Here is a 23,172-nt window from a genome sequence, read left to right as displayed (position 1 = left end):
AAAAGAGGCAGACATGAACACCGATGAAGTGCTTGGCATTTTCCGCGAGGCGGGTGCTGTTCTGGAAGGGCATTTCATTTTGACCTCGGGCCTGCGCAGTCCGGTCTTCTTGCAGAAGGCACGCGTGTTCATGCATGCCGACAAGACCGAGCTTCTGTGCAAGGCGCTGGCCGAGAAGATCCGCGCGGCAGTGCCTGGCAAGATCGACTATGTCGTCGGTCCGGCGATCGGCGGGCTGATCCCGGCCTACGAGACATCGCGCCATCTCGGCGTGCCGGCGATCTGGGTCGAGCGGGAAGGGGGCGAGTTCCGCCTGCGCCGCTTCGAGATCGCCAGGGGTTCGCGCGTCGTCATCGTCGAGGACATCGTCACCACCGGCCTGTCGATCCGCGAGACCATCGAGTGCCTGCGCGAGCTTGGCGCCGAAGTGGTTGCCGCGGCCTGTATCATCGACCGTTCGGCGGGCAAGACCGATGTCGGCGTGCCGCTGATCGCGCTCGCCGAATACGAGGTTCCGGCCTATCCGGCTGATCGGCTGCCGCCGGAGCTGGCCGCCATCCCGGCGATCAAGCCCGGAAGCCGCAACATCTGACGAGTGTTTGGACTGGGGGAGGCGAAAATGATCGCCGGCATCGATCATTTCGTGCTGACCGTCGCTTCGCTGGAAGTGACCTGCGCCTTTTATCAGCGCGTGCTGGGCTTTGAGCGCATCGATACGCCGGGCCGGCCGACGGCGCTGGCTTTCGGCAATCAGAAGATCAACGTGCATGAAGTCGGCCGCACCTTCGAACCGAAGGCGAAGGCACCTACGCCCGGCTCTGGCGACTTCTGCCTGGTCACCGACCGGCCGCTGGGTGAAGTCTGCGACCGTCTCGAGGCCAACGGTGTGGTGGTGGAACTCGGTCCGGTCGGACGTGTCGGAGCCCGAGGTCCTATGATGTCGGTCTATTTCCGCGACCCGGACGGCAATCTGGTCGAGGTCAGCGAATACCTGCCATAGCCGCCGGCGACGCAGCACTTTCGGCGATGCGACTGCCTGTTCCTTAAATTCGCCGCGATTGTCCAATGTTCGAAGCAATACCTGCCACCCCGAAGGGCGGCAACAGCGCGCCGCACATTCGGTGTTTGGTTGTTCTTGCGCCAGCGCGTCGTTATATAAGGTTGCGGTTGCCATAGGGTGATCGTCAAGCGCAAGATGTGGCTGTCACGTCCGGCTTAAGCTGCCGGCGCGGGAGCTGTGGAACGGGAACAGAGTGCTTTTTCGACGCCGCAAGCCTGATGGCCTTTTCGAACGTGTGCGTACCTACCTTTGGCCGCGCCGCTCGTTTTCGCGCTCTCTTCAGTATTTTTCCAAGCGCATCCTGAGGCTGAAGGCCACACCGCATGCGGTGGCGGCCGGTGTTGCGGCCGGCGTCTTCGCCTCTTTCTTTCCCGTCGGTTTCCATTTCATCATTGCCGCCATCCTGTGCTGGGTGATTGCCGGCAATCTGGTGGCGGCGGCCCTGGGCGCGGTTTTTTTCGGCAACCCGCTGACCTTCCCGTTGCTGTGGGGCGCATCCTGGGAGACAGGCAAGCTCATCTTGCATGACCGGTTGCCGGCGCACGGCCCGCCGGCGCATCTGGGCGAGATGCTGCATAACCTCTCCTTTGCGCAATTGTGGAAACCTATCCTTGAGCCGATGCTGATCGGCGCGGTGCCGCTCGGCCTGGTGTTCGGGCTCTTGTTCTACGCCATCACGCGCTGGGGCATGAACGCTTTCCGCGAACAGCGGCGCAAGCGCCTGGCCGAGCGCGCGGTCCGTCATGCGCAATCGTCGCATCCCAGCGCAAGCATCGGTTCCACCGCACGATGATCATCGGCATCGGCAGCGACCTGATCGATATCAGACGCATCGAAAAGTCGCTGGAGCGTCACGGCCAGCGCTTCATCCAGAGAATCTACACCGACCTCGAGCAGGCCCGCTCCGAAGGGCGCCGGGCGCGTGCGGCCTCCTATGCCAAGCGTTTCGCCGCCAAGGAGGCCTGCGCCAAGGCGTTGGGCACTGGTCTGGCGCAAGGCGTGTTCTGGCGCGACATGGGCGTCGTCAACCTGCCCAGTGGCGCGCCAACCATGGCGCTGACTGGAGGGGCGCAGGCCAGGCTGGACAAAATCCTGCCAAAGGGCCATCGGGCAGCGATCCACCTCACCATCACGGATGATTTCCCGCTCGCTCAAGCCTTTGTGATCATCGAGGCGTTGCCCGTCGAAGAAGCGCCACATTGATTGCATCTGACGACCGGCATTGACGTTGCCCAGCGCGCGCCGAGACTCTATACCATCCAACGCACAATCGAGGACGACATGAGCGTGGCTGAAAAATCCGAGAAGAAATCCGGCGGGCTTGGCGAGACCGTCAGCGTCATCGTCCAGGCGCTTTTGCTCGCCCTGGTCATCCGTACGCTGCTGTTCCAGCCTTTTTCGATCCCGTCGGGATCGATGCGGCCGACGCTTCTGGAAGGCGACTATCTGTTCGTCACCAAATGGTCCTACGGCTATTCGCGCTACTCGCTGCCTTTCGGCCCCGACATCTTTTCGGGCCGCATCTGGGGCTCCGAGCCCAAGCGCGGCGACGTGGCGGTGTTCAAATTCCCGCCTGATCCGTCTGTCGACTACATCAAGCGCGTCGTCGGCCTGCCGGGCGACAAGATCCAGGTCAAGGACGGCCAGCTGTTCATCAATGGCGTCGGCGTGCCGCGCGTGAAAACCGGCCAGATCGACAATCCCGACATCACCGAGGAATCGCGGCCTATCGATGTCTATCGCGAGACCCTGCCCAATGGCGTCAGCTACGACACGCTCGACCTGAATCCGAACTCGATCGGCGACAACACGCGCGAATTCGACGTGCCGCCTGGCCACTATTTCATGATGGGCGACAACAGGGACAATTCCGCCGACAGTCGTTTCACCGTCGGCTACGTTCCCGAGGAAAATCTGGTTGGCCGCGCCAACCTTGTCTTCTTCTCGATTGCCGGCAAGGCGAGCCCGCTCGAAATCTGGAAATGGCCGTCGCTGATGCGCGCTTCGCGCCTATTCCACTTCGTCAATTGATGGCTTTGAAGCGCCCGACAGGCGAAACACTGGCCGGTTTGGTCAAGGCCAAGACCGGCCATGTCTTCCAGGACATTCGACTGCTTGAGACCGCCTTGACGCATTCCAGTGCGGTCAAGGCGGCAAGCAACAATCAGCGTCTCGAATTCCTTGGCGACCGCGTGCTTGGGCTTGTGGTCGCCGACATGCTTTTCGAAAAGTTCCCTGACGCGCCGGAGGGTGAAATCGCGCCACGCTTCAATGCGCTGGTCGATGCTCGGACATGCTCCGAGATCGGCATCGAAATGCAGCTCGAGGATCTGGTCCGGGCCGACGCTGCCTTGAAGATGCGCTCGCGTGGCTCGGGCGGAAACTATCTGGCGGATGCGGTCGAAGCTCTGATCGCGGCGGTTTATGTCGACGGTGGCATCGACGCCGCGCGGCGGTTTGTCCTGCGTTACTGGGAGCCGCGCTCGCGCACCGTCGTGGCAAAGCCGCTCAATCCGAAATCCGATTTGCAGGAATGGATTGCCAAGACCAGCGATGCGCGCCCCGAATATGTGATCGAAAAACGCGAAGGGCCTGACCATCAGCCTGTCTTCACGGTGTCCTTGCAGGTCCGCGGTTTTGCGCCGATAAGCGGCACTGGCGGCTCCCGCAGGGCCGCCGAAGAAGCGGCGGCTTCGGCATTTCTTTTGCGCGAAGGCGTCTGGGTCGACACATCGACCCAAAAAACGGAGGGCGCGCGGCGCCCTAATGAAGGGAGCGCGGCATGACCGCCACCGAAGAGCCGGCAACGGAAGCTGCCCCCACGCATTCCGGCTTCGTCGCACTGATAGGCGCGCCCAATGCGGGCAAGTCGACGCTGGTCAACCAACTGGTCGGCGCCAAGGTGTCGATCGTCACCCACAAGGTGCAGACGACGCGCGCCATCGTGCGCGGCATTGCCACGCATGACAATGCGCAGATCGTTTTCGTCGACACGCCCGGCATCTTCAAGCCGAAGCGGCGGCTGGACACGGCGATGGTGACCACCGCCTGGGGCGGGGCCAAGGACGCCGATATCGTGCTGCTTTTGATCGACGCCGAGCGCGGCATCAGGGGCGATGCCGACGCCATCCTCGAACGGCTGAAGGATGTGCGCCAGCCGATGGTGCTGATCCTCAACAAGGTCGACCGCGTCAAGCACGAGGCGCTTTTGGCCTTGTCGGCGGCAGCCAACGAAAGGGTGCCGTTCAAGCGCACCTTCATGGTTTCCGCGCTGACCGGTTCCGGCTGCAAGGACGTGCTCGATTATCTGGCCGAGGCTCTGCCGGCTGGTCCCTGGTACTACCCGGAAGACCAGATCTCGGACCTGCCGATGCGCCAGCTCGCCGCCGAGATCACCCGCGAAAAGCTCTATCTCAGGCTGCATCAGGAACTGCCCTATTCCTCGCATATCGAGACAGAGAAATGGGAAGAGAAGCCCGATGGTTCGGTGCGCATCGACCAGACCATCTATGTCGAGCGCGACAGCCAGAAGAAGATCGTGCTCGGCCACAAGGGCGAGACCATCCGCGCCATTGGTCAGTCGGCGCGCATGGAGATAGCAGGCATCCTCGAACAGAAGGTGCACCTGTTCCTGTTCGTCAAGGTGCGCGAGAACTGGGGCGACGACCCCGAGCGCTACCGCGAAATGGGGCTCGAGTTTCCGCGCTAAGCAAATTCCAGGAAAAGTGTGAAACGGTTTTCCCGGAAGGGCGCATCGCGCTGCCGTTGGGAACTGAGTCGAAACACTAAGGGTTCATGGACAGCAAGCCGAACATCGACACAGCGCTTGTCAGCCGATTGATCGCCACGCAGTTTCCCCGCTGGAAGGATCTTGCGGTCAGGCCGGTTGAGTTTGGCGGCTGGGACAACAGGACCTTCCATCTGGGCAACGAGATGACCGTGAGGCTGCCGAGCGCCGCGGCCTATTCCTTACAAGTGGAAAAGGAACATCGCTGGCTGCCGAAGCTGGCACCGCTGCTGCCGCTGCCGATCCCCGTGCCATTGGCGATGGGGGTGCCGACCGAAAACTATCCTTGGCATTGGTCCGTCTACCGCTGGATAAAAGGCGAGACGGCAACGCGCGAACGTATCACCAACCTGCCGCAATTCGCGGCCGAACTGGCCGCGTTCCTGGTCGCGTTGCAGCGGATCGATGCCACCGGCGGACCGGCGCCGGGACAGCACAACTTCTTTCGTGGCGGACCGCTCAGCGTCTACGATGGAGAAACCCGGCAAGCGATTGCCGTCCTCGACGGCAGGACCGATACGGACGCCGCCAGTGCCGTGTGGGAGGCAGCACTTGCCGCGCCATGGCATGGCGCGCCGGTCTGGTTCCACGGTGACGTCAGTTGGGGAAATTTGCTGGTCAGGCAAGGCCGGTTGAGCGCGGTGATCGACTTCGGAACCTCAGGCGTCGGCGATCCCGCCTGCGATCTGGCGATTGCGTGGACATTGTTTGAAGGCAAAAGCCGGGAGGCATTTCGTGCGGGCCTCACCGCAGACGAGGCGATGTGGGCGCGTGGTCGCGGCTGGACGCTTTGGAAGGCGCTGATCACGGTCGCCGGCCACATCGGCGTCAATCCGGGCGAGGTTGAAAAATCCCATCATGTGATCGATGAAGTGCTTGCCGATCACGCACGCAGGGCGTGAGGCGCTGGACGATTGAGTTCGGACCTCTTTTGCAGGGATAACAGCCATGGCGACACCTTCTGATCCCTCTGCGATCCAGGTCTATGCGGCAGGCAGCTTGCGCCATGTGCTGGTCCAGGCGCCGAAGCTGATGATCCTCGACGAGCCGACCGCGCATCTCGATTTCGCCAATCAGGCCCGCTTCCTGTCGCTGACGCGTCGGCTGGCAAAGGCCGGCCTCGCCGTCATCTTCACCACCCACGCACCGGACCATGCCTTCAGCCTTGCCGACCAGACTTTGATTCTGTCGCCGAATCACTCGCCGTCGCTTGGCGCCACCAAGGATATCCTGACCGAGACGATGCTTTCCCGGACCTATGGCGTGCCGATTCGCCTGATCGGTGCGGGGGATCACGTCGCCTGTGTCGCCGAAGTCGACTGAAAGACCAGGGCCGCCTTTTGTCGTGACGATGCGTCTCAATTGGCACGCGACCAGCTAGCCCGCCGACGACGCAGCCATATGTGAAGAGGTGCCACTGTCACAATCAGCAAAGCGACAGCGTTTTGGCATGTTCAATCGCCGCCGCAAGCGCCGGCCGGCCTGGCGGGCGACGTCGATGCATTGTCGCAATGACAGAGCGCGATCAGGCGAGATAACGCCATCCGACAGTGAATGGACGCGGCATAAATCAGGTCGATTTCGGGTAAAATCAGGTAGATATTGCGAATTTTGCGATCATAGTAGAAATGTTTCCAACTGAAAGTATAGTTAGTCGCGAAAGTATCTGCATATATATTGAATATATGACGTTGTGCCATTTGTGCCATTCGCTGTTAGGGTTAGTGTTATTTGTGCAACACAGCATTAATCTGTTCACGGAATCGGCGTTATTTCGGAAATCGTCATTGAAGGCGGAAGATCGATGGGTATGTTCGCCCACGAAAAGGGGAAGCGGTGCGAGCCTTTTTCGTTGTGGGGGTGAGGCGGGAAAACATTGCCGCCAGCCACAAATCCGAAGCCATTTAAAACTTTGACTGGAGAGGTCAGAAAATGAACATCAAGAGCCTCCTTCTCGGCTCAGCCGCGGCACTGATCGCGGTCAGCGGCGCACGCGCCGCCGACGCTGTCGTCGTCGCCGAACCGGAACCGGCCGAATACGTCAAGATCTGCGACGTCTACGGCGCCGGCTACTTCTACATCCCGGGCACCGAGACCTGCCTGCGCATCGGCGGCTATGTCCGTTATGACATCGGCGTCGGCGATGCCGGCTCGCTCGACGGCGTCAACCACGTTCCGGACCACCAGAGCGCCGGCGACACGCACTCAACCTACTACAAGAACACCCGCTTCACGCTGAAGACCTGGACCGGTCAGGAGACCGAGCTCGGTACCCTCAAGACCTACACCGAGACGCGCTTCAACTACGGCAACAGCAGCGGCGACTATCTTAATCAAGCCGCCTCCAATGCGGACGACTGGCAAGGCCGTAACAAGTCTCTCTCGCTGCGTTTCGCTTGGATTCAGCTCGGCGGCCTGCGCGTCGGCAAGGACGACACGGCTTTCGATACGTTCATCGGCTATGCCGGCAACGTCATCCAGGATACGCTGGTTCCGTATGGCGGGCAGGAGAGCAACGTCGTTCAGTACTACTTCGACGCAGGCAACGGCCTCACGGGGTTGGTTTCTCTCGAAGAAGGCGCCGGCAAGGTCGGCACCATCGACAGCTATGTTCCGCATGTCGTCGGCGGCTTGAAGTACAAGGGCGACTGGGGTTCGATCACGGGCGTCGTCGCCTATGACAGCAACTACGAAGAGGTCGCCGGCAAGGTTCGCCTTGACGTCAAGGCAACCAACGAATTGTCGCTGTTCTTGATGGCCGGCTACGGCACAGACGACAACCTCAACGACAATGCGGGCAACGCCATCGATGCCAGCGGTCGCGGCTTCTACAAGCAGTGGGGCGGCAACTGGGCAGTCTGGGGCGGCGGCACCTACAAGTTCAACGACAAGACTTCGTTCAACGCCCAGGTTTCCTATGACGACTGGAAGAACCTCGGCATCGCCGCCAACGTTGCCTACACCGTTGTGCCCGGCTTTACGGTCACGGCTGAAGTCGACTACCTCAATGCGGGAAAGTTCGGCGACGCCGATTTCAGCAACTGGACCAAGGCTAGCAAGAAGAGCAACATCGGCGGCATTCTCCGCTTCCAGCGCTCGTTCTAACGGATAGACTGACCTTACCAGACCGCCCGCAGCATATCGCTGCGGGCGGCTTTTTGTATGCTGATGTGAGGTGTCGGCCCGTCGGGCACCAAACCCATACCTTGATTTCGCCATCCAACCGGTGAAAAGCTCCTGGCATGGAATGGCGCGACGAGGGAATCATTCTCGGCACCCGCAAGCATGGCGAAACCAGCGCCATTCTCGAGGTGATGACGCGCGCGCATGGCCGTCATCTCGGCCTTGTTCGTGGTGGCCGCTCGCGCAAGCAGCAGCCCGTTCTCCAACCTGGCAATCGCGTCGACCTGTTATGGCGAGCGCGCCTTGACGAGCATCTCGGCACGTTCCAGGCCGAGGCGATCGAGATGAACGCCGCCCGGCTGATGGACAGCGCCGTCGCCGTCTATGGGTTGCAGACCATGGCCGCGCATCTGCGCCTGTTGCCCGAGCGCGACGCTCATGAAGGTCTTTACGAAACGCTTGCCGTGATGATCGTCCATCTTGACGATGCCGATGCTGCCGGCGAACTGGTGGCGCGCTTCGAGCTTCTGGTGCTGGACGAACTCGGCTTCGGCCTCGATCTCAGCCAATGTGCCGCCACCGGCACGCGGCAGGACCTGGCCTATGTCTCGCCAAAGTCGGGTCGAGCGGTGTCGCGCGAAGCAGGTCTGCCATGGCGCGACAAGATGCTGGCTCTGCCGGCCTTTCTGCAGCGCGGCTCCGGCCTGCGCGCCGACCCGGCTGCGGTCGACGACGCCTTCCGGCTGACCGGTTTCTTCTTCACCCGCCATGTCTATGAGCCGCGCGGCATCGAGCCGCCGGACGCTCGCGCCGGCTTCCTTGCCGCCTTGCGCAAGCACCACGCGCGCGGCAAGACCATAGCTGGCGAGAACGCGGCCAGAGAAATCATCACATGAGCGAGGTCGAACTTTATCCCGGCCGGGTCTCGCCGCTCGGCCTCGGCACCATTCCGCACGCCGACATGCTGAAATACACCGGCCTGGAGCTGCTGCAGCGCATCGTCGACGGCAAGTGTCCGGCCCCGCCGATCTCCTTCCAGCTCAGCTTCGCACTGACCGAAGTATCGGAAGGCCGGGCCGTGTTCCGTGGCGTGCCCAACGAGCGCTACCTCAACCCGCTGGGCAGCGTGCATGGCGGCTGGGCGGCGACACTGCTCGATTCGGCACTGGCCTGCGCCGTGCAGACGCTGCTCGAAAAGGGCGAGGCCTATACGACGGCGGAGTTCAAGGTGAATTTGACGCGGCCCATCACGCCGAAAACCGGCGAGGTGGTCTGCGAGGGCAAAGTCGTCCACAAAGGCCGCACATTGGCCGTGTCGGAGGCGACGTTGAAGGATGCAGGCGGCAAGCTGCTGGCTTTCGGCACCGAAACATGCTCGATCTTTCCGGCCGCCAATCTGGCGGCGCGTTGAGTTTTCTGGCCGTTTGGCCGCCGCATTTGAATGTCAGTGAGACTGAACGTCAGTGAAAGCCGGCCTGGTTTGGGGGAACCGCCATGTTTGAAAGCCTGATCGGCCTCGTCGCCATCATCGCGCTGTTCGTCATCATTTCGCGCCAGCAGAGCCGCATCGGCCTTGTCGAGCGCGAGCTTGGCGCGCTGCGCAGCCTGGTCCTTTCCGGCGCCGTGACGCCTGTGGCCAAGCCGTTCGAACAGGCCACGCCAGACGTCGCGCCCGCCGATGTGGCGCCGGCCGTTGCGGCGGCGGCCGACATTTCCTCGCCAGCGATAAGCGAGCCGGTCGCCGCACCGGCGCCAGCTATGGAAGCGCAAGCCCCAATCGGCGAGGTCGTGTCCGGGCCATGGGCGCCAAGCGAGCCGAAGGCAGCGGAACCTGCAGCGCCGACCGCCACGGCGAAAGCCGCTCGCCAGTCCGATGTCGAAACCGCGCTCGGCACCCGCTGGGCGGTCTGGGTCGGCGGCATCGCACTGGCGCTGGGCGGCCTGTTCCTGATCCGCTACACCATCGAGGCCGGCATTTTCGGTCCCGGCGTGCGGCTGACCATGGCCGGCGTGCTCGGCCTTGTGCTGGTCGCCGGCGGCGAGTTCATCCGCCGCACCGGCTTCAAAGTGCCGGTGCAAGGCGTTGCCGGCGCCTATATTCCGGCGATCCTGACCGCGGCCGGTGCCTTCATCCTGTTCGGCACCGTCTATGCCGCGCATGGCATTTACGGCTTCATCGGCCCGGCACTCGCCTTCACGCTGCTCGGCGCCATCGGCGTGGCGACGATCGCGGCCGCCCTGGTCCATGGCCAGGCGCTGGCCGGCATCGGCCTTGTCGGCGCCGTGGTGACACCGATGCTGGTCGCCTCGCAGGCGCCCAATCCCTGGGCGCTGTTCGGCTACCTCGCGATCGTGCTCGCCGCCACCGGCGTCATCGCTCGCATGCGCGACTGGAAATTACTGATGGCGGCCGCCTTTTTCGGCACCGGTGTCTGGACCATCCTTTACATGACCGATGCGCCGGGGGCGAACCTCTCTGCCATCCTGTTCATCGATGCCGTCACGCTGGCCGTGCTCGCCCTTGTCTGGCTCGCTCGCCGTGGCGATGAAACCGGGCCAGCCAGGGCTTTCGACTGGCCGTCCATCGTGCCTGGCCTGTTTGTCGCATTCTCGGCGCTGGGCCTGTCGGTCGACCCGGCCTTCGCTGCCGCCGGCTATGCCTTGCCGGGCGCCGTGGTGATCGCCGCGATGGTGGCCGTCGCGCTCTATCGCCCGCTGGCGCTGCCGCTCCTCTATGCGGCCGGGCTGGTCTCGGTGCTGATCTATCTCGGCATCATCCCGCCAACCTCGATCGCCTCCGATTTTTCGGGCGGTGCCCTGGGCGTCGATGGACTGCCCGTGGCCACGTCCAATGCGCTGACATTGCGCATCGGCATCGCACTCGGCATGGTCTTCATCGGCGCCGGCTTCTGGGCCGCGCACAGGTTCGCCGCCGGGACGCAGATCCGTGCGGCCTCATGGGCAGCGTGGGGCGTCATCGTCCCGCTGGTCATCCTGCTGGCGCTCTGGTTCACCTTCGGCAATCTCGACCGCGATTTTGTCTACGCCGCCGCAGCGGCGCTGCTTGTCGTGGTTTTCGCCGCCGGCGGCGAGTGGATCGCGCGGGCTGAAGAGCCGCCGCTCAAGGGCGGTATCGCGGTGTCGTTTGCTTTGGGTGGCGCGGCGGTCGCCGGGCTCCTGTTGTTGCATATGGCTTTCGATTCCGGCTGGACCACCATCCTGCTCGGTGCGGCAGCCATCGTGCCGGCGCTGGTCACCCGCTGGCGCTCCTATCCGGTGCTCGGCTGGATTTCGGTTGGCGCGGTGATCGCGGTGCTTGGCCGCGTCGCCTTCGACCCGACCATTGTCGGCGCCGAGTTCCTGTCGACGACACCGGTCTTCAACTGGCTGCTGCCGGGCTACGGCCTGCCGGCGCTGGCCTTCGGCTTTGCCGCCTGGCAGCTCGCCCGCACCACCCCCGCACTACCAATAGCTGGCAATGGCCGGCCACGCCTCGCCATGGAAGCGGCTGCGGCGCTGTTTGCGCTGCTCACACTCGCCATGCTGGTGCGCCATGCCATGCATGGCGGCGTCATCGACACGGGTGCCATGACGCTCGCTGAGCAGGCGATCTACACGCTGATCGCCATCGGCGCCGGCGCCATCCTGGTCGCCATCGACATGCGCTCGCCAAGTTCGGTGCTGCGCTATGGTTCGATGGCCGCCGGCGTGGCCTCGGTCGCCCTCATCGTCATCCGGCACTTCGTGGTGCTGAATCCGTTGTTCACCGACGAATCGACCGGCCGGATCCCGGTGTTCAACCTCTTGTTCCTCGCCTATCTTCTGCCGGCGGCCGCCGCCGGCGCCCTAGCGCTCTATGCGAGGGACAAGCGGCCGAAATGGTATGCGCAGATGCTGGCGCTGGTGGCCGCCGTGCTTGCCTTCGCCTATGCCACGCTGTCGGTAAGGCGCCTGTTCAAGGGCGAGTTCATCGGCCTGTGGAGCGGCCTCGGCCAGTTGGAAACCTACACCTATTCGGCCCTCTGGCTGGTCATCGGCGTGGCACTGCTCACGGCCGGCGTCTGGCTGAAGTCACAGGTGCTGCGCATTGCCTCGGCCGCGCTGATAGCGATCGCCGTGCTGAAGGTCTTCATCTTCGACATGTCGGAGCTGGAAGGCGTGCTGAGGGCGTTGTCCTTCATCGGCCTCGGCGCCGTGCTGATCGGTATCGGTCTGTTTTATCAGCGGCTTTTGACGCGGGCGGCGAGGGAGGGATGAAGCGCTTGCTTCCGTGAAGAGCTCTTACCCGTTCATGTACCTGTTTGTCCGCTATTTTCGGACGACGCCGCGCACGCGGCGTTGTACGATTGCCTCTTTGATGAGGCCCGCGATCTTGCGAACAAACGCCGGGCTGAAGGAGCCGATTGGCTTCGTCGTGACGAGATCATAAGCTTCATCGATCTGTACGCGGTTGTACTCGTCTAGGATCAACCATGACGGGAAATCGAGCCCACCCCTGCGGCACTCGATTTCGCTCACGGCAACATGCGTGCGGGACCGGTCGGGCTTTTGCGAGGTGAGCGGGAACAAGAACAGTGCGGCAGGCGTTGCCGGCGTTCTGACCACAATGCAGACTGGCCGCGCCTTGCGGCCGGATTCCTCGCCGGCGTCAGCCTGTCGTGCCCATAGATAATAGTATCGAAGCAAATCGCCGGGCTTAAGCATCCGGCTTGTCACCGGTTGTGATGGCCTCCAATCCGGACATGAGTTCATCGTGAACCTCGTCCGGCGCGTCCTCAAGCGTGTAGGCTACGGCATGAGGCGAACTAACGAGCTGCCGATATTGGGCCGCCGATAGGATGATCAGCTTCTCTTTGCCGCGTTTCGTGAGAGCGACAGGCTCGATCATTGCCGTTTCGAGAATTTCGCCGGACGCCCGATTCATATCCGAGAAGGTGAATTGTTTCATCGAGTGATCCTAATACGTATTTTACATATTGTGCATATTTTACGTATTCAGGCAACCTATTTGCCGCTGCCTTCCAATTGGGGAATAAATCGGCACCCGCCATCGTTATCTCATTGCTTGGGTGACCGGGGCGGGAGACCGCTTCGCGCTGGCCGCTTGCGCCGCGCCCGGAAGGCGCGTTCAATCAGGATTAACAAGGGCGACCTCGAAACCAGCGGTCATGGACGAAAAGAAGGCAGCAATCCTTGGCGAAATACCGCGCCTGCGCCGCTACGCACGCTCGCTTTTGCGCGACCGCGACGCTGCCGATGATCTCGTCCAGGATTGCCTTGAGCGGGCGCTTGTGCGGCTCGACAACTGGCAGACAGGAGAAAGCCCCCGGAGGTGGCTGTTTACGATCATGCATCATTTGTTCATCGATCAGATGCGCAAGGTGAACCGTCGCGGCGAGGCGGCGATGCTGCCGCTGGAGGCGGGTGAGGCCGTTGCCCAGCCGGCCGAGCAGGTGGAGAGCATTGCCTCGCGCGAGATCATCGACGCATTGCAGGCGATCAGCCCCGACCGTCGTGCAGCCCTTGTCATAGTTGCCATCGAAGGTTTTTCCTATGCCGAAGCAGCCAACATTCTGGGCGTGCCTGCCGGCACGCTGATGTCGCGCATCGCGCGCGGGCGTGAGGAATTGCGCGGGTTGCTGGACGACACGGCGCGTCGCCGCGCGATAAGGATCGTCGAGAAATGATCCGCCGAGACTTTTCCGAACGTGACATCCACATGGCGCTCGATGGCGAGCTGCCCAGCGACGAGCGCGCCGCTTACGATGCCTGGCTCGACGCCAATCCCGAGATGAAAGCCAAGAGCGCCCGCTTCACAGCCGACCGGACGGCCTTGCGGGCGGCCTTCGCCGGCGTGCTGGATGAAGCGGTGCCGGCGCGGTTGCGCAAGGTCGTGCTCGGCGAGGCGCCGGTCAGGGCAGCCGTGCCACGCTCACGCTGGTGGCTTGCCGCAGCTGCCGCTGTGCTTCTGGTCGCCGGCGGGCTTGGTGGCTACCTTGCCGGCGTCGACGGCGTCGGGCAGGAGGACCCTGCGGAAGATCGGCTGGCCGAGCAGGCAATCGCGGCCCATGTCATCTATGCCGCCGAAAAGCGGCATGCGGTCGAAGTGCTGGCCAGCGACAAGGATCATCTGCAGACCTGGCTGTCCAACAGGGTAGGGCTGAAGCTGGTGGCGCCGGACCTGACCGCGAACGGTTTCCAGCTGGTCGGCGGCCGGTTGCTTCCGGCCGGCGACAGCAAGGCCGCGATGCTGCTCTACGAGGACGACAAGGGCGAGCGCATATCCCTCTTCGTCACGGCGGAAGCGGCGGAGAATGCCAAGGGCACCTATGCATCGGCGCAAGACGGTCCTGCGGCCGTCTACTGGCTGGACAAGGGCTATGGCTGTGCCGTCGTCGGCTCGCTGCCGCGCGAGCAATTGGCTGTCGTGGCAAAGAGCGCCTATGGCCAGCTTCTGGCTGGCCTGGCGAGTTGAAAGGCGCTATTTTTCGTGGTGACGCCAGCCTGTAATAGCGATCCTGTTCAAAGCGTTTGCGTCGCTGGACTGCTGCCGAATCTGTCACAATTCGGCCCTATTCGAGGTGCGATAGCGCTTTGTGGCCATCAGAATTTCGGCTGATGTCCTGAACGTTTTTCAGTAGGGCATTCCCCACCACCAATCGAGGTTTTCTGAAGCCGCATGCCTGCCGAGATCCGCACGGCCCGCGCGTCTGACGTCGATGATCTCGCCGCCATCGAGAAAGCTGTTTTCCAAAGCGACCGAATTTCCCGCCGCTCCTTCCGCCTGTTCATCGAGCGCGAAACCGCCGAGACGCTGGTCGCCGAAAACGATGGCCGCGTGGCCGGCTATGCGATCGTGCTGTTTCGCAAGGGCAGCGGCGTGGCGCGCCTCTACTCGATTGCGACCGGTCCCTTCTTCGGCGGCCTGGGTGTTGGCCGTAAGCTGCTCGAATCCGCCGAGGATGCCGCCTTCGAGCACGGCCGCATGATGCTGCGCCTCGAGGTGCGCGAGGACAACAGCCGCGCGATCCGCATCTACGAGCAGGCCGGCTATCGCAAGATCGGCCGCGAACCCGGCTACTATGAGGATGGCGGGACAGCACTTCGCTATGAGAAGACCTTGCGCGGCGACATTCCGATCGCCACCAAGGTGCCATTCTACCAGCAGACCTGTGAATTCACCTGCGGCCCGTGCTGCCTGATGATGGCGATGGCCAATTTCGACCGCGGCTTCGTGCCGGATCCGGTCATGGAAATCCGGCTGTGGCGTGAAGCGACGACCGTCTTCATGATGTCGGGTCCCGGTGGATGCGAACCGTTCGGCCTCGCTGTGTCGGGGTACGAGAGCGGGCTTGCGGCGGAGATCTACGTTTCCTTCTACGGTGCGCTGTTCCTGCAATCGGTGCGCAGCGAGGACAAGCGTCGGGTGATGGAACTCGCCCAGGTCGACTTTCGCCGGCGCGCGGAACTTTACGGCATCCCGGTGAATTACCGTCCGTTCACCATCGATGATATCAGGGCTGCGATCGCGGAGGGAAAACTGGTGCTGGTGCTGATCAGCGGCTTCCTGATGTTCGGCAAGAAGGTGCCGCACTGGGTGCTGGCGATCGGCGATGACGGCGACCATATCCTCATCCATGACCCTTGGGTCGAGGACGAAAGGCAAGAGACCATCCTTGATGCCGCCAACATTCCCGTGCCTTACGGCATCTTCATGAACATGGCGCAGTTCGGCCGCGACGGACTGCGTGCCGCCATCACTCTGGGAAAGCGCTGATAACAATGACCTGGGTTATTCTTACAGGCAGGCAGAGCGATCTCGACCAGGTGGCGACACCACACAAGATCATCACCAATCGCGACTATCTCGCGCACCCGTCGCTGTTTCGCGGCCAGCGGCCGAAGGTCATCAACCTGTCGAACAATTACGCCTACCAGAGCCGCGGCTACTATGCCTCGCTGCTGGCAAGCTCGCGCGGCCACAAGGTGATCCCGACCGTCGAGACGATGATCGACCTGTCGGAGCGCAAGCTCTATGAGCACGCGCTGCCGGAACTGGAACTGGCGCTCAACAAATGCCGCAAGGATCTTGGCGGCGCCTTTCCGCAAAAGGTCTGCATCTTCTTCGGCATCGGGCCGTCGAAAATCTGGGACCGTTTCGCCAAGCTGTTGTTTGACTGGTTCCGCGCACCGGCGCTTGAAGTCCACATCAAGGACAGCGCCGAATGGGCCTCGATCCGCAAGATCGGTTTCCATCCGCTGGCGCGCATGACCGAGGACGAGGAAAAAAGCTTCATCCAGTGCCTGGAGACCTACACCAACCGCGAGTGGCGCGACACCAAGGGCCGCACGCCGGCGCGCTACACCTTTGCCACGCTGGTCGACCCGCACGAGGAATTGCCGCCCTCGGAGATCTCGTCGCTGCGCTATTGGGCCAAGATCGCCGAGAAGATGGGCGTCGAAATCGAGCCGATCACCAAGCGAGACCTCGCCAAGCTCGCCAATTACGACGCGCTGTTCATCCGCGAGACGACCTCGATCTCCAACCACACCTATCGTTTCGCCCGCCGCGCCCAGCAGGAAGGCATGCCGGTCATCGACGATCCGCTGTCGATGATCCGCTGCACCAACAAGGTCTATCTCAACGAGCTGATGGCCTACAACAAGGTCCCGGTGCCGCCGACGGTGATGATCGCCGGCACCTCGGATCTCGAACTGGCGGCGCAGACATTGGGCTTTCCGCTGGTGCTGAAGATTCCGGATTCGTCGTTCTCGCGCGGCGTCAAGAAATGCGCCAATTTCGAGGAACTGAAGACGCTCGCCACAGAATGGCTGGAGGATTCCGACCTTCTGATCGCGCAGAAATTCATTCCGACCGAGTATGACTGGCGCGTCGGCGTGCTCGGCGGCCAGCCCTTGTTTGCCGTCCACTATCTGATGGCCAAGAAGCACTGGCAGATCGTCAATCACAAGGCCAACGGCAAGCCCGACCAGGGCGGCATCAAAACCTTCACACTGAAGGAAACGCCGGCGCATGTCGTGGAGACGGCAGTGAAGGCGGCGCGCTGCATCGGCGACGGGCTCTATGGCGTCGACCTCAAGGAGACCAAGGACGGCGTCTTTGTCATCGAGGTCAACGACAATCCGAATCTCGACCATGGCTGGGAGGATTCCGGCGAGAAGGACGAGGTCTGGGTGCGGCTGACGCAGTGGTTCCTGGAGCGGCTGGACCGGCCCGGGCGATAATTCAACCGAGGGGAAAAGATGCTGTTCATCGTGATCGAGGATTTCACCGGCTGCGATCGCAAGGAGATCTACCGCCGCTTTCGCGACCGGGGCCGCCTGAAGCCGGACGAGCTTCTCGTGCACCACAGCTGGATCGCGGCGGATATGAGCCGCTGCTTCCTGCTGGTGGAGGCCGACGACGTCACGCTGCTGCAGCGCTGGGTCATCGAATGGTCGGATCTGGTGGAATTCGAAATCGTTCCCGTGGCGACAAACAAGGACATGGCAGAGGCATTGAGCGGTCACCTCTGAGCATCACCGCCCATCAGGTCAAAGGAGTGCCGGCGAGCCGACCGCGCGCCGGCACTCATCGATCAGCCACTGGCGAAACGCCGCCACGACATCGCGCTTGGCGCTGCGCTCCGGGATCGTCAGGCAATAAGGCTGGCGCAGCTCCAGCATCTGGGCGAGGGGCCTGACAAGTCGGCCGTCCTCCAGCGCCTCGGCACAGTAGATCCCTTGCGCCAGCGCCACGCCCAATCCCGAAATGGCAAGGTCTAGTGCCGCGCGCGATGAGTTGGCCGAGAGGCCGCGCTGCGCTGCCCGGCCGGGCTCGATGCCGGCCATCTCGAACCAGTTGTGCCAGGACGGAAAGGACGCACCAGTTGGTCCCCAGCCAGTATGGATGAGCGGCAGGCTGGCGAGGCCCTCGGGTTTGATCGTGTCCGCCAGCCCGGGCGCACACACGGGATAGACCGCGTCCTGGACGATATCCTCGGTCGGGTGCTCGCGATAATGCGGGCCATAAGTGAGCCTGATGTCGATCAGCTCACGGTCGAACGGCACCGGGTCGTCGTCGCCTCTGAGCGATATGTCGACCGCGCCATGGCTTGCGACAAAACCGGCGAGACGCTGCGAAAGCCAACCCATGGCCATGGATGGCGGTACCGATACCACCAGGCGCGGGCGGAAGGCATCGCCGCCAAGGTCGCGCGAGACACTGCCGATCTCCTGGAAGGCCATGGTCAGCCTGGGCAGCATCTCGACGCCGGCCTCGGTGAGGACGACGCGTCGGTTGACGCGGTGGAACAGCTTGCGGCCCATCTGCTCCTCGACGGTGCGGATGAGCTGGCTGACTGCGGCGGCCGATACCGAAAGCTCTTCCGCCGCCGCGGCAAAGCTGCCTGCACGCGCCGCGGCCTCGAAGGCCTGAAGTCCTTTGAGAGATGGAAGTGTGACCATGATCACCAGATAGATAAGTTCAGCTTATCAAAGTTGCAGAAATCGTCGTTTTTGGAAAGTTTTTTCATTGGCTACAGTGGATTCCATCAAATCCCAGCCTGGATCGAAGCCCGTGGATCATCGCGACGTAATTTCATCGTTGACGCAGGAGGAGCGCAACCGCCTGACCGCCAAGTCGGACGTCGCGGGCCTCGTTCAGCTTGCCGCTCATTGGGGTGCGATCGTGATCATCGGATCGCTGATCGCCGCCAAGGTGCCGTTCTGGCCGCTGCTGATGCTGCCGCAAGGCATCCTCATCGTGTTCCTGTTCACGCTGCTGCACGAGACGGTTCATCGTACGGCTTTCGAAACGCAATGGTTGAACGATGCCGTGGCACGGGTGTGCAGCCTAGCGATCGCGTTGCCGGCGGACTGGTTTCGCTACTTCCATTTCGCCCACCATCGATACACGCAGGACCCGCAGAACGACCCGGAACTGGCCTTCCCCAAACCGGAGACATGGCGGCAATATCTCGTCCATGTCTCTGGTATCCCGTTGTGGTGGGGGCACCTCAAGACACTTTTTGGCAATGCGATGGATCGAGGCCGGGAAAGCTACGTTCCGCCAAAGGGTCACGACAAGGTGCGCGCCGAGGCGCGCGCCATGATTGCCTTTTATGCCGTGGTCATTGTGCTGGCCGTCTATTTCCGGCTCTCAGTGCTTCTTTATGTCTGGATCGTGCCGGCTTTGCTCGGTCAGCCGTTTCTGCGGCTTTATCTGCTGGCCGAGCACGGCCGTTGCCCGTTCGTCGCCAACATGCTGGAGAACACCAGGACCACGCTGACCAACTGGCTGGTGCGCAAGCTGGCGTGGAACATGCCGTTCCATGCCGAGCATCATGCCTATCCCGGCGTGCCGTTTCATCAACTGCCGCGGTTTCATGCGCTGATCGAGCGGCATTTGAAGGTGGTCGAGCCGGGCTATGTCAGCTTCCACGAAAAGTACATCGAGACGCTGCAATGACGATGGTCGACCTCAACCGGTCTGGCTGTGCAACGCGCCGGATTTCAACAGACGCTGAATATCGGCCGCCTTTGACGGCACACCGATCAGATAGCCCTGCGCCTCGGTACAGCCATTGCCGCGTAGGATGTCGAGCTGTGCCTCGGTCTCGACACCCTCGGCGGTGACAGTGATGCCAAGCTCGGCACCCAGCCCGATTACAGTGCGAACGATCGCCACGGTGTCGCGATTGCCGAGGTCGTGGATGAACGAACGGTCGATCTTGATCTTGTCGACGGGAAAACGCCTGAGATAACCGAGCGAGGAATAGCCGGTGCCGAAATCATCCAGTGCGATGCGGATGCCGAGTTCGCGCAACTGTCGCAATGTCCGCAGCACTGCCTCGCTCTCGTCCATCAGCACGGTTTCGGTGATTTCCAGTTCCAGCCGGCTGGCCGGCACGCCAGAAAAGGCGAGAGCCGAAATGACGCTGCGGGCAAAGCCGCCGCTTTTGAGCTGCACGGCAGAGACATTGACTGCGATGCGCAGGCCAGCAGGCCAGCTTGCCGCCGTCGCACAAGCCTTCCTCAGTGCCCACTCGCCAAGCGGCACGATCAGCCCGGTTTCTTCGGCGACCGGAATGAAGTCGTCCGGCGCCACGGTGCCGCGCACCGGAGAATGCCAGCGCATCAAGGCTTCGGCGCCGACGATCTCGCCGGAGGCGATGTCCATGATGGGCTGGAAATCGAGATCGAATTCCTGTCGTGGCAGCGCCGTCTCGAGGTCGATCTCGAGTGCGCGTCGTGCCTGCACCATCGCGTCCATTCCAGGCTCGAAGAAGCGGTACAGGCTGCGCCCTTCGCTCTTTGCCCGGTAGAGTGCCGTATCGGCGTTCTTCAGCAGCGTGTCGGCATCTTTGCCGTCGTCTGGAAAAACGGCGATGCCAAGACTGATGCCGACATGGATGTCCCGGCTCTTATCGCGGAACGGTTTTGCGATCGCCTCGACGATCCGCTTCGCCAGTTTTTCAGCATCGGCAATTCCCTTGAAATTGAACTGGACAATGACGAACTCGTCGCCGCCGAAGCGGGCGACGATGTCTGTTTCACCGCGCAGACAACGCTGCAGCCTCTCGGCCACGCTTTTCAGGAGCCAGTCGCCGGCGGGGTGTCCCAGGGTGTCGTTGACCGCCTTGAAGCGATCGAGATCGAGCGAGAAGATTGCCAGCGGCGTGACCGCCGTACCTTCCAGCGCAAGGTCGAGCCGTTCGCGGAACATCGAGCGGTTGGGCAGTCCGGTCAGCGTGTCGTGATGCGCAAGATGGGTCATGCGCTCTTCGGTGCGGCGGCGTTCGGTGACATCGTCGAAGGTCACCACCCAGCCGCCACCGCTCATCGGCCGGCGTGTGACCAGAACCGTCCTGCCGTCGGTAAGGTGCCGATAGGCTGAATGCGTTTTTGCCGCCGCTAGGCAGGCTTCGGTTTTGGCGACTTCGCTGTCGACGTCGATCTTCGCGTAGATACCGAGTTCCAGCAATCGTTCGAGCGCGTCGCGGTGCGTGGTTCCAAGCGGGAAGTCCGCCGCGGTGACATTGTAGAGTTCCAGAAAACGCCGGTTGCGCACGATCATCTTGCCGTCGGCGTCGTACATCAGCAGGCCTTGCGACATGTTGGCGAGCGCTGCGTCGAAACGGCGGTGCTGTTCCTTGAGATCCTGTTCGGCGCGCCGCTGTACAGTGATGTCTTCGTAGATCGAAACCCAACCACCCAAGGCCAGCGGACGATGCGAGATGTTGATGATGCGGCCGTCCGACAGCGTCTCCTCATAGGTCGAGGGTCTCGCCTGGTCGATGTAGGGCTTGCGAATGGCGTAGAGTTCGTCGGCGGTTTGCGAAGCGATGCCGATATCGACGCTGTGCCGCAGGATGTCGATGAAATGGATGCCCGGCCGCACCACCTTGGCGTCGAGACAGAAGATATTGATGTAGTTGCCGTTGCAGATGATCATCCGCTCTTCGGCATCGAACATGCACAGCCCATGCGACATGTTCTCGACCGCGGCCGAAAAGCGTTCATTCTGTTCGCGCAGTTCGTCTTCCATATGGCGCGAACGATCCATGCCTTCGGCCTCCCGTTCCGGGACGACCGAACCATCCTTGGCATCAGCGACGGGCATGAGGCGCCTGCGGATCGTGATCGAACACCGCACTGTTGCCCGTTCCGGTTAATTTAGCGTTTTCTAGCCAACGGCGGGTGCCGAAACCTGATGCCGCGACGTCTCGATCGCGGAAAACCGCTTCAGGAACGCATTCTGCGCCCAGGTCACCGAGCGTGGCGTGAAATCGAAGCGGTCGGCATTGAAGCCGCGCGGACGGCCGAAGAACTCGGTCGCCTCGGCGGTCGAAAAGCCGGCGAGCAGCGTTGCCTCGAAATAGGCGGCGATCTGGTCGGCGCGCTTGATCTCCTTGCGCAGCGCAGCGGATGGTTCCGGCGGCAACGAGAAGCGCAGATGGATGGCGCGCTGCAACCGCAATTCACAGTCCTTGTAGCTTCCGCCCATCACCGATTTGAACGGCGAGATCATGTCGCCGATGACATATTCGGGGGCGTCGTGCAGCAAGGCCGCCAGCCTGGCGTCGGCCGAAGCCTCTGGCACCAGGTCGCAGAATAGCGCCTCGACCAGCAGCGAGTGCTGGGCGACCGAAAAAGCATGCTCGCCGCTGGTCTGGCCGTTCCAGCGGGCAACGCGGGCGAGCCCATGCGCAATGTCCGAAATCTCGATATCGAGCGGCGAGGGATCGAGCAGGTCGAGCCGGCGGCCCGACAGCATGCGCTGCCAGGCGCGTGCCGGCGCGCCGACGCGGTCGGCAGCCATCAGGCCTCCTCCGCGCTGACGGCTTCCTGCGGGAAGGCGAATTTTGCCCAGACCGGGATGGCGAGTGAAACAGGGGCGTCCCCGGCTATGATCGGCTGGCCGGCGTCGAGCGCCGCCTTGACCCGGTCGATGCGGGCAATGGCCAGACCGATCGTGCCGACGGTCGAGCCGAGCGTACCAACCGGCCGACCTGCAACGGTTAGCTCGGTGCCCGGCGCGGGCAGGGGCCTGTCGGCCGATGCAATCAGCACGCGCCGCCTGGCCGTGCCGCGATGCTGCATGCGCGAGACGACCTCCTGGCCGACATAGCAGCCCTTCTTGAAGCCGACGCCGCCGGTTTCGTCCAGAAGCACATCATGGGGGAAGGCGTCTCCCAGTTGGTAGTCGCTGCCGCTTTCGGCAATGCCGCCGGCAATGCGGAAGGCTTGCCACGCGGCGAGGTCGCTGGGCGCAGTTGTTTCGCCATAGGAACGCATGACGGCGCCGCTGCGAAAGCGCGTGTCGGCGGCCGCCATTGAATCAGATTGTGAGGGTGTTGATTCATGTCCCCACGCGACGGTGACAAACACCTGATCTGCCTTGGCAATCTCGACCTTGGCGCGCAGTTTGTAGAGCGTCAGCCGGCGTACGAAATCGTCCGATATGTCGACCCGGCATTCCAGCCGGAATGCATTCTCACCGTCGCGCGAGATCAGGAAATCGAACAGGATCTTGCCTTGCGGCGTCAGCAGCGCACCGGGTTTGGCTTCGCCGGGAGCCAATATGTCGAGATCGGTGGTCAGGATGTTCTGCAGAAAATGCTCGGCATCCGGGCCTGACACGGAAATGAGGGCGCGGTCTTTGAGCTGGGCAAAGGGCATGGGCGGAAAAGCAACCTGA

Annotated in this window: 25 protein-coding genes; 19 read left to right on the top strand and 6 right to left on the bottom strand. The window is 62.5% G+C overall.

Going from position 1 to position 23,172, the window contains the following annotated elements:
* Nucleotides 1-13 precede the first annotated feature (13 nt).
* The 13 genes from HB777_17965 (at nt 14) to HB777_17905 (ending at nt 12,227) form a co-directional block, all read left to right on the top strand.
* Nucleotides 14-592 (top strand): orotate phosphoribosyltransferase, encoded by a 579-nt coding sequence (locus HB777_17965; GenBank protein ID QND65607.1) that lies wholly within the window; start codon nt 14-16, stop codon nt 590-592.
* Between the two features lie 27 nt (nt 593-619).
* Nucleotides 620-1,000: a VOC family protein gene (locus HB777_17960; GenBank protein ID QND65606.1), complete on the top strand. Its 381-nt coding sequence runs from the start codon at nt 620-622 to the stop codon at nt 998-1,000.
* A 253-nt stretch (nt 1,001-1,253) separates the two neighbouring features.
* A complete protein-coding gene (locus tag HB777_17955; GenBank protein QND65605.1) occupies nt 1,254-1,853 on the top strand; it encodes a DUF2062 domain-containing protein in 600 nt (199 codons plus the stop codon).
* Nucleotides 1,850-2,263 (top strand): holo-ACP synthase, encoded by a 414-nt coding sequence (locus tag HB777_17950; GenBank protein ID QND65604.1) that lies wholly within the window; start codon nt 1,850-1,852, stop codon nt 2,261-2,263. Before HB777_17955 ends, HB777_17950 begins: the two co-directional genes overlap by 4 nt.
* A gap of 78 nt (nt 2,264-2,341) precedes the next feature.
* Complete coding sequence (gene lepB, locus HB777_17945) at nt 2,342-3,091, top strand: signal peptidase I (GenBank protein QND65603.1); 750 nt, start codon at nt 2,342-2,344, stop codon at nt 3,089-3,091.
* Nucleotides 3,091-3,846 carry a ribonuclease III gene (rnc, locus tag HB777_17940; protein QND65602.1) on the top strand — a complete coding sequence of 252 codons (756 nt, stop codon included), beginning with the start codon at nt 3,091-3,093 and terminating at the stop codon, nt 3,844-3,846. The genes lepB and rnc overlap by 1 nt, the downstream gene beginning before the upstream one ends.
* Nucleotides 3,843-4,769, top strand: coding sequence for a GTPase Era (locus tag HB777_17935; protein ID QND65601.1), 927 nt, complete (start codon nt 3,843-3,845; stop codon nt 4,767-4,769). Before rnc ends, HB777_17935 begins: the two co-directional genes overlap by 4 nt.
* A gap of 86 nt (nt 4,770-4,855) precedes the next feature.
* Nucleotides 4,856-5,749 (top strand): aminoglycoside phosphotransferase family protein, encoded by an 894-nt coding sequence (locus HB777_17930; GenBank protein ID QND65600.1) that lies wholly within the window; start codon nt 4,856-4,858, stop codon nt 5,747-5,749.
* 46 nt (nt 5,750-5,795) lie between these two features.
* Nucleotides 5,796-6,170, top strand: a complete 375-nt coding sequence (locus tag HB777_17925; GenBank protein ID QND65599.1) for an ABC transporter ATP-binding protein — start codon at nt 5,796-5,798, stop codon at nt 6,168-6,170.
* 609 nt (nt 6,171-6,779) lie between these two features.
* Nucleotides 6,780-7,952 carry a porin gene (locus tag HB777_17920; GenBank protein QND65598.1) on the top strand — a complete coding sequence of 391 codons (1,173 nt, stop codon included), beginning with the start codon at nt 6,780-6,782 and terminating at the stop codon, nt 7,950-7,952.
* Between the two features lie 137 nt (nt 7,953-8,089).
* Nucleotides 8,090-8,866 (top strand): DNA repair protein RecO, encoded by a 777-nt coding sequence (gene recO, locus HB777_17915; GenBank protein ID QND65597.1) that lies wholly within the window; start codon nt 8,090-8,092, stop codon nt 8,864-8,866.
* On the top strand, nt 8,863-9,381 hold the full coding sequence (locus tag HB777_17910) for a PaaI family thioesterase (protein QND65596.1): 519 nt from the start codon (nt 8,863-8,865) through the stop codon (nt 9,379-9,381). Before recO ends, HB777_17910 begins: the two co-directional genes overlap by 4 nt.
* Nucleotides 9,382-9,464: 83 nt before the next feature.
* The gene (locus HB777_17905) at nt 9,465-12,227 is read left to right on the top strand and encodes a DUF2339 domain-containing protein (protein QND65595.1); all 2,763 of its coding nucleotides are present in this window, start codon (nt 9,465-9,467) and stop codon (nt 12,225-12,227) included.
* A gap of 51 nt (nt 12,228-12,278) precedes the next feature.
* Here HB777_17905 and HB777_17900 read toward each other — a convergent pair whose 3' ends face one another.
* Nucleotides 12,279-12,674 (bottom strand): hypothetical protein, encoded by a 396-nt coding sequence (locus tag HB777_17900; GenBank protein ID QND65594.1) that lies wholly within the window; start codon nt 12,672-12,674, stop codon nt 12,279-12,281.
* Complete coding sequence (locus HB777_17895) at nt 12,667-12,918, bottom strand: prevent-host-death protein (protein ID QND65593.1); 252 nt, start codon at nt 12,916-12,918, stop codon at nt 12,667-12,669. Before HB777_17895 ends, HB777_17900 begins: the two co-directional genes overlap by 8 nt.
* 220 nt (nt 12,919-13,138) lie before the next feature.
* On the opposite strand from HB777_17895, the gene HB777_17890 reads away from it, so the two are divergent.
* From HB777_17890 to HB777_17870, 5 genes are all read left to right on the top strand, one after another.
* Nucleotides 13,139-13,657 carry a sigma-70 family RNA polymerase sigma factor gene (locus tag HB777_17890; GenBank protein QND65592.1) on the top strand — a complete coding sequence of 173 codons (519 nt, stop codon included), beginning with the start codon at nt 13,139-13,141 and terminating at the stop codon, nt 13,655-13,657.
* Nucleotides 13,654-14,445, top strand: a complete 792-nt coding sequence (locus tag HB777_17885) for an anti-sigma factor (protein ID QND65591.1) — start codon at nt 13,654-13,656, stop codon at nt 14,443-14,445. The genes HB777_17890 and HB777_17885 overlap by 4 nt, the downstream gene beginning before the upstream one ends.
* Before the next feature lie 204 nt (nt 14,446-14,649).
* Complete coding sequence (locus HB777_17880; protein ID QND65590.1) at nt 14,650-15,747, top strand: GNAT family N-acetyltransferase; 1,098 nt, start codon at nt 14,650-14,652, stop codon at nt 15,745-15,747.
* A gap of 5 nt (nt 15,748-15,752) precedes the next feature.
* Nucleotides 15,753-17,216 (top strand): RimK family alpha-L-glutamate ligase, encoded by a 1,464-nt coding sequence (locus HB777_17875; GenBank protein ID QND65589.1) that lies wholly within the window; start codon nt 15,753-15,755, stop codon nt 17,214-17,216.
* 18 nt (nt 17,217-17,234) lie between these two features.
* Nucleotides 17,235-17,507 (top strand): DUF3303 family protein, encoded by a 273-nt coding sequence (locus HB777_17870; GenBank protein QND65588.1) that lies wholly within the window; start codon nt 17,235-17,237, stop codon nt 17,505-17,507.
* An 18-nt stretch (nt 17,508-17,525) separates the two neighbouring features.
* Here HB777_17870 and HB777_17865 read toward each other — a convergent pair whose 3' ends face one another.
* Nucleotides 17,526-18,437: a LysR family transcriptional regulator gene (locus HB777_17865; protein QND65587.1), complete on the bottom strand. Its 912-nt coding sequence runs from the start codon at nt 18,435-18,437 to the stop codon at nt 17,526-17,528.
* 112 nt (nt 18,438-18,549) lie between these two features.
* Here HB777_17865 and HB777_17860 point away from each other — a divergent pair, with 112 nt between their 5' ends.
* Nucleotides 18,550-19,440, top strand: a complete 891-nt coding sequence (locus HB777_17860) for a fatty acid desaturase family protein (GenBank protein QND65586.1) — start codon at nt 18,550-18,552, stop codon at nt 19,438-19,440.
* Nucleotides 19,441-19,452: 12 nt separating this feature from the next.
* Here the strand turns inward: HB777_17860 and HB777_17855 are convergent, their stop codons facing one another.
* From HB777_17855 to HB777_17845, 3 genes are all read right to left on the bottom strand, one after another.
* Nucleotides 19,453-21,594, bottom strand: coding sequence for an EAL domain-containing protein (locus tag HB777_17855; protein QND65585.1), 2,142 nt, complete (start codon nt 21,592-21,594; stop codon nt 19,453-19,455).
* Between the two features lie 63 nt (nt 21,595-21,657).
* On the bottom strand, nt 21,658-22,293 hold the full coding sequence (locus HB777_17850; protein ID QND65584.1) for an HD family hydrolase: 636 nt from the start codon (nt 22,291-22,293) through the stop codon (nt 21,658-21,660).
* Nucleotides 22,293-23,153, bottom strand: coding sequence for a folate-binding protein YgfZ (locus HB777_17845; protein ID QND65583.1), 861 nt, complete (start codon nt 23,151-23,153; stop codon nt 22,293-22,295). The genes HB777_17850 and HB777_17845 overlap by 1 nt, the downstream gene beginning before the upstream one ends.
* Between the last annotated feature and the right edge of the window lie 19 nt (nt 23,154-23,172).

The organism is Mesorhizobium loti (genome assembly GCA_014189435.1).
Taxonomy (GTDB): Bacteria; Pseudomonadota; Alphaproteobacteria; order Rhizobiales; family Rhizobiaceae; genus Mesorhizobium; species Mesorhizobium loti_G.
Note: the sequence above shows the minus strand (reverse complement) of the source record. Positions and strands in the feature narration are given on the sequence as shown.

Bases quoted from the DNA above. Each gene is read 5' to 3' on its own strand.
- HB777_17965 (QND65607.1), top strand. From the start codon at position 14: ATGAACACCGATGAAGTGCTTGGCATTTTCCGCGAGGCGGGTGCTGTT.
- HB777_17960 (QND65606.1), top strand. From the start codon at position 620: ATGATCGCCGGCATCGATCATTTCGTGCTGACCGTCGCTTCGCTGGAA.
- HB777_17950 (QND65604.1), top strand. From the start codon at position 1,850: ATGATCATCGGCATCGGCAGCGACCTGATCGATATCAGACGCATCGAA.
- lepB (QND65603.1), top strand. From the start codon at position 2,342: ATGAGCGTGGCTGAAAAATCCGAGAAGAAATCCGGCGGGCTTGGCGAG.
- rnc (QND65602.1), top strand. From the start codon at position 3,091: ATGGCTTTGAAGCGCCCGACAGGCGAAACACTGGCCGGTTTGGTCAAG.
- HB777_17935 (QND65601.1), top strand. From the start codon at position 3,843: ATGACCGCCACCGAAGAGCCGGCAACGGAAGCTGCCCCCACGCATTCC.
- HB777_17930 (QND65600.1), top strand. From the start codon at position 4,856: ATGGACAGCAAGCCGAACATCGACACAGCGCTTGTCAGCCGATTGATC.
- HB777_17925 (QND65599.1), top strand. From the start codon at position 5,796: ATGGCGACACCTTCTGATCCCTCTGCGATCCAGGTCTATGCGGCAGGC.
- HB777_17920 (QND65598.1), top strand. From the start codon at position 6,780: ATGAACATCAAGAGCCTCCTTCTCGGCTCAGCCGCGGCACTGATCGCG.
- recO (QND65597.1), top strand. From the start codon at position 8,090: ATGGAATGGCGCGACGAGGGAATCATTCTCGGCACCCGCAAGCATGGC.
- HB777_17910 (QND65596.1), top strand. From the start codon at position 8,863: ATGAGCGAGGTCGAACTTTATCCCGGCCGGGTCTCGCCGCTCGGCCTC.
- HB777_17905 (QND65595.1), top strand. From the start codon at position 9,465: ATGTTTGAAAGCCTGATCGGCCTCGTCGCCATCATCGCGCTGTTCGTC.
- HB777_17900 (QND65594.1), bottom strand. From the start codon at position 12,674: ATGCTTAAGCCCGGCGATTTGCTTCGATACTATTATCTATGGGCACGA.
- HB777_17895 (QND65593.1), bottom strand. From the start codon at position 12,918: ATGAAACAATTCACCTTCTCGGATATGAATCGGGCGTCCGGCGAAATT.
- HB777_17890 (QND65592.1), top strand. From the start codon at position 13,139: ATGGACGAAAAGAAGGCAGCAATCCTTGGCGAAATACCGCGCCTGCGC.
- HB777_17885 (QND65591.1), top strand. From the start codon at position 13,654: ATGATCCGCCGAGACTTTTCCGAACGTGACATCCACATGGCGCTCGAT.
- HB777_17880 (QND65590.1), top strand. From the start codon at position 14,650: ATGCCTGCCGAGATCCGCACGGCCCGCGCGTCTGACGTCGATGATCTC.
- HB777_17875 (QND65589.1), top strand. From the start codon at position 15,753: ATGACCTGGGTTATTCTTACAGGCAGGCAGAGCGATCTCGACCAGGTG.
- HB777_17870 (QND65588.1), top strand. From the start codon at position 17,235: ATGCTGTTCATCGTGATCGAGGATTTCACCGGCTGCGATCGCAAGGAG.
- HB777_17865 (QND65587.1), bottom strand. From the start codon at position 18,437: ATGGTCACACTTCCATCTCTCAAAGGACTTCAGGCCTTCGAGGCCGCG.
- HB777_17855 (QND65585.1), bottom strand. From the start codon at position 21,594: ATGCCCGTCGCTGATGCCAAGGATGGTTCGGTCGTCCCGGAACGGGAG.
- HB777_17850 (QND65584.1), bottom strand. From the start codon at position 22,293: ATGGCTGCCGACCGCGTCGGCGCGCCGGCACGCGCCTGGCAGCGCATG.
- HB777_17845 (QND65583.1), bottom strand. From the start codon at position 23,153: ATGCCCTTTGCCCAGCTCAAAGACCGCGCCCTCATTTCCGTGTCAGGC.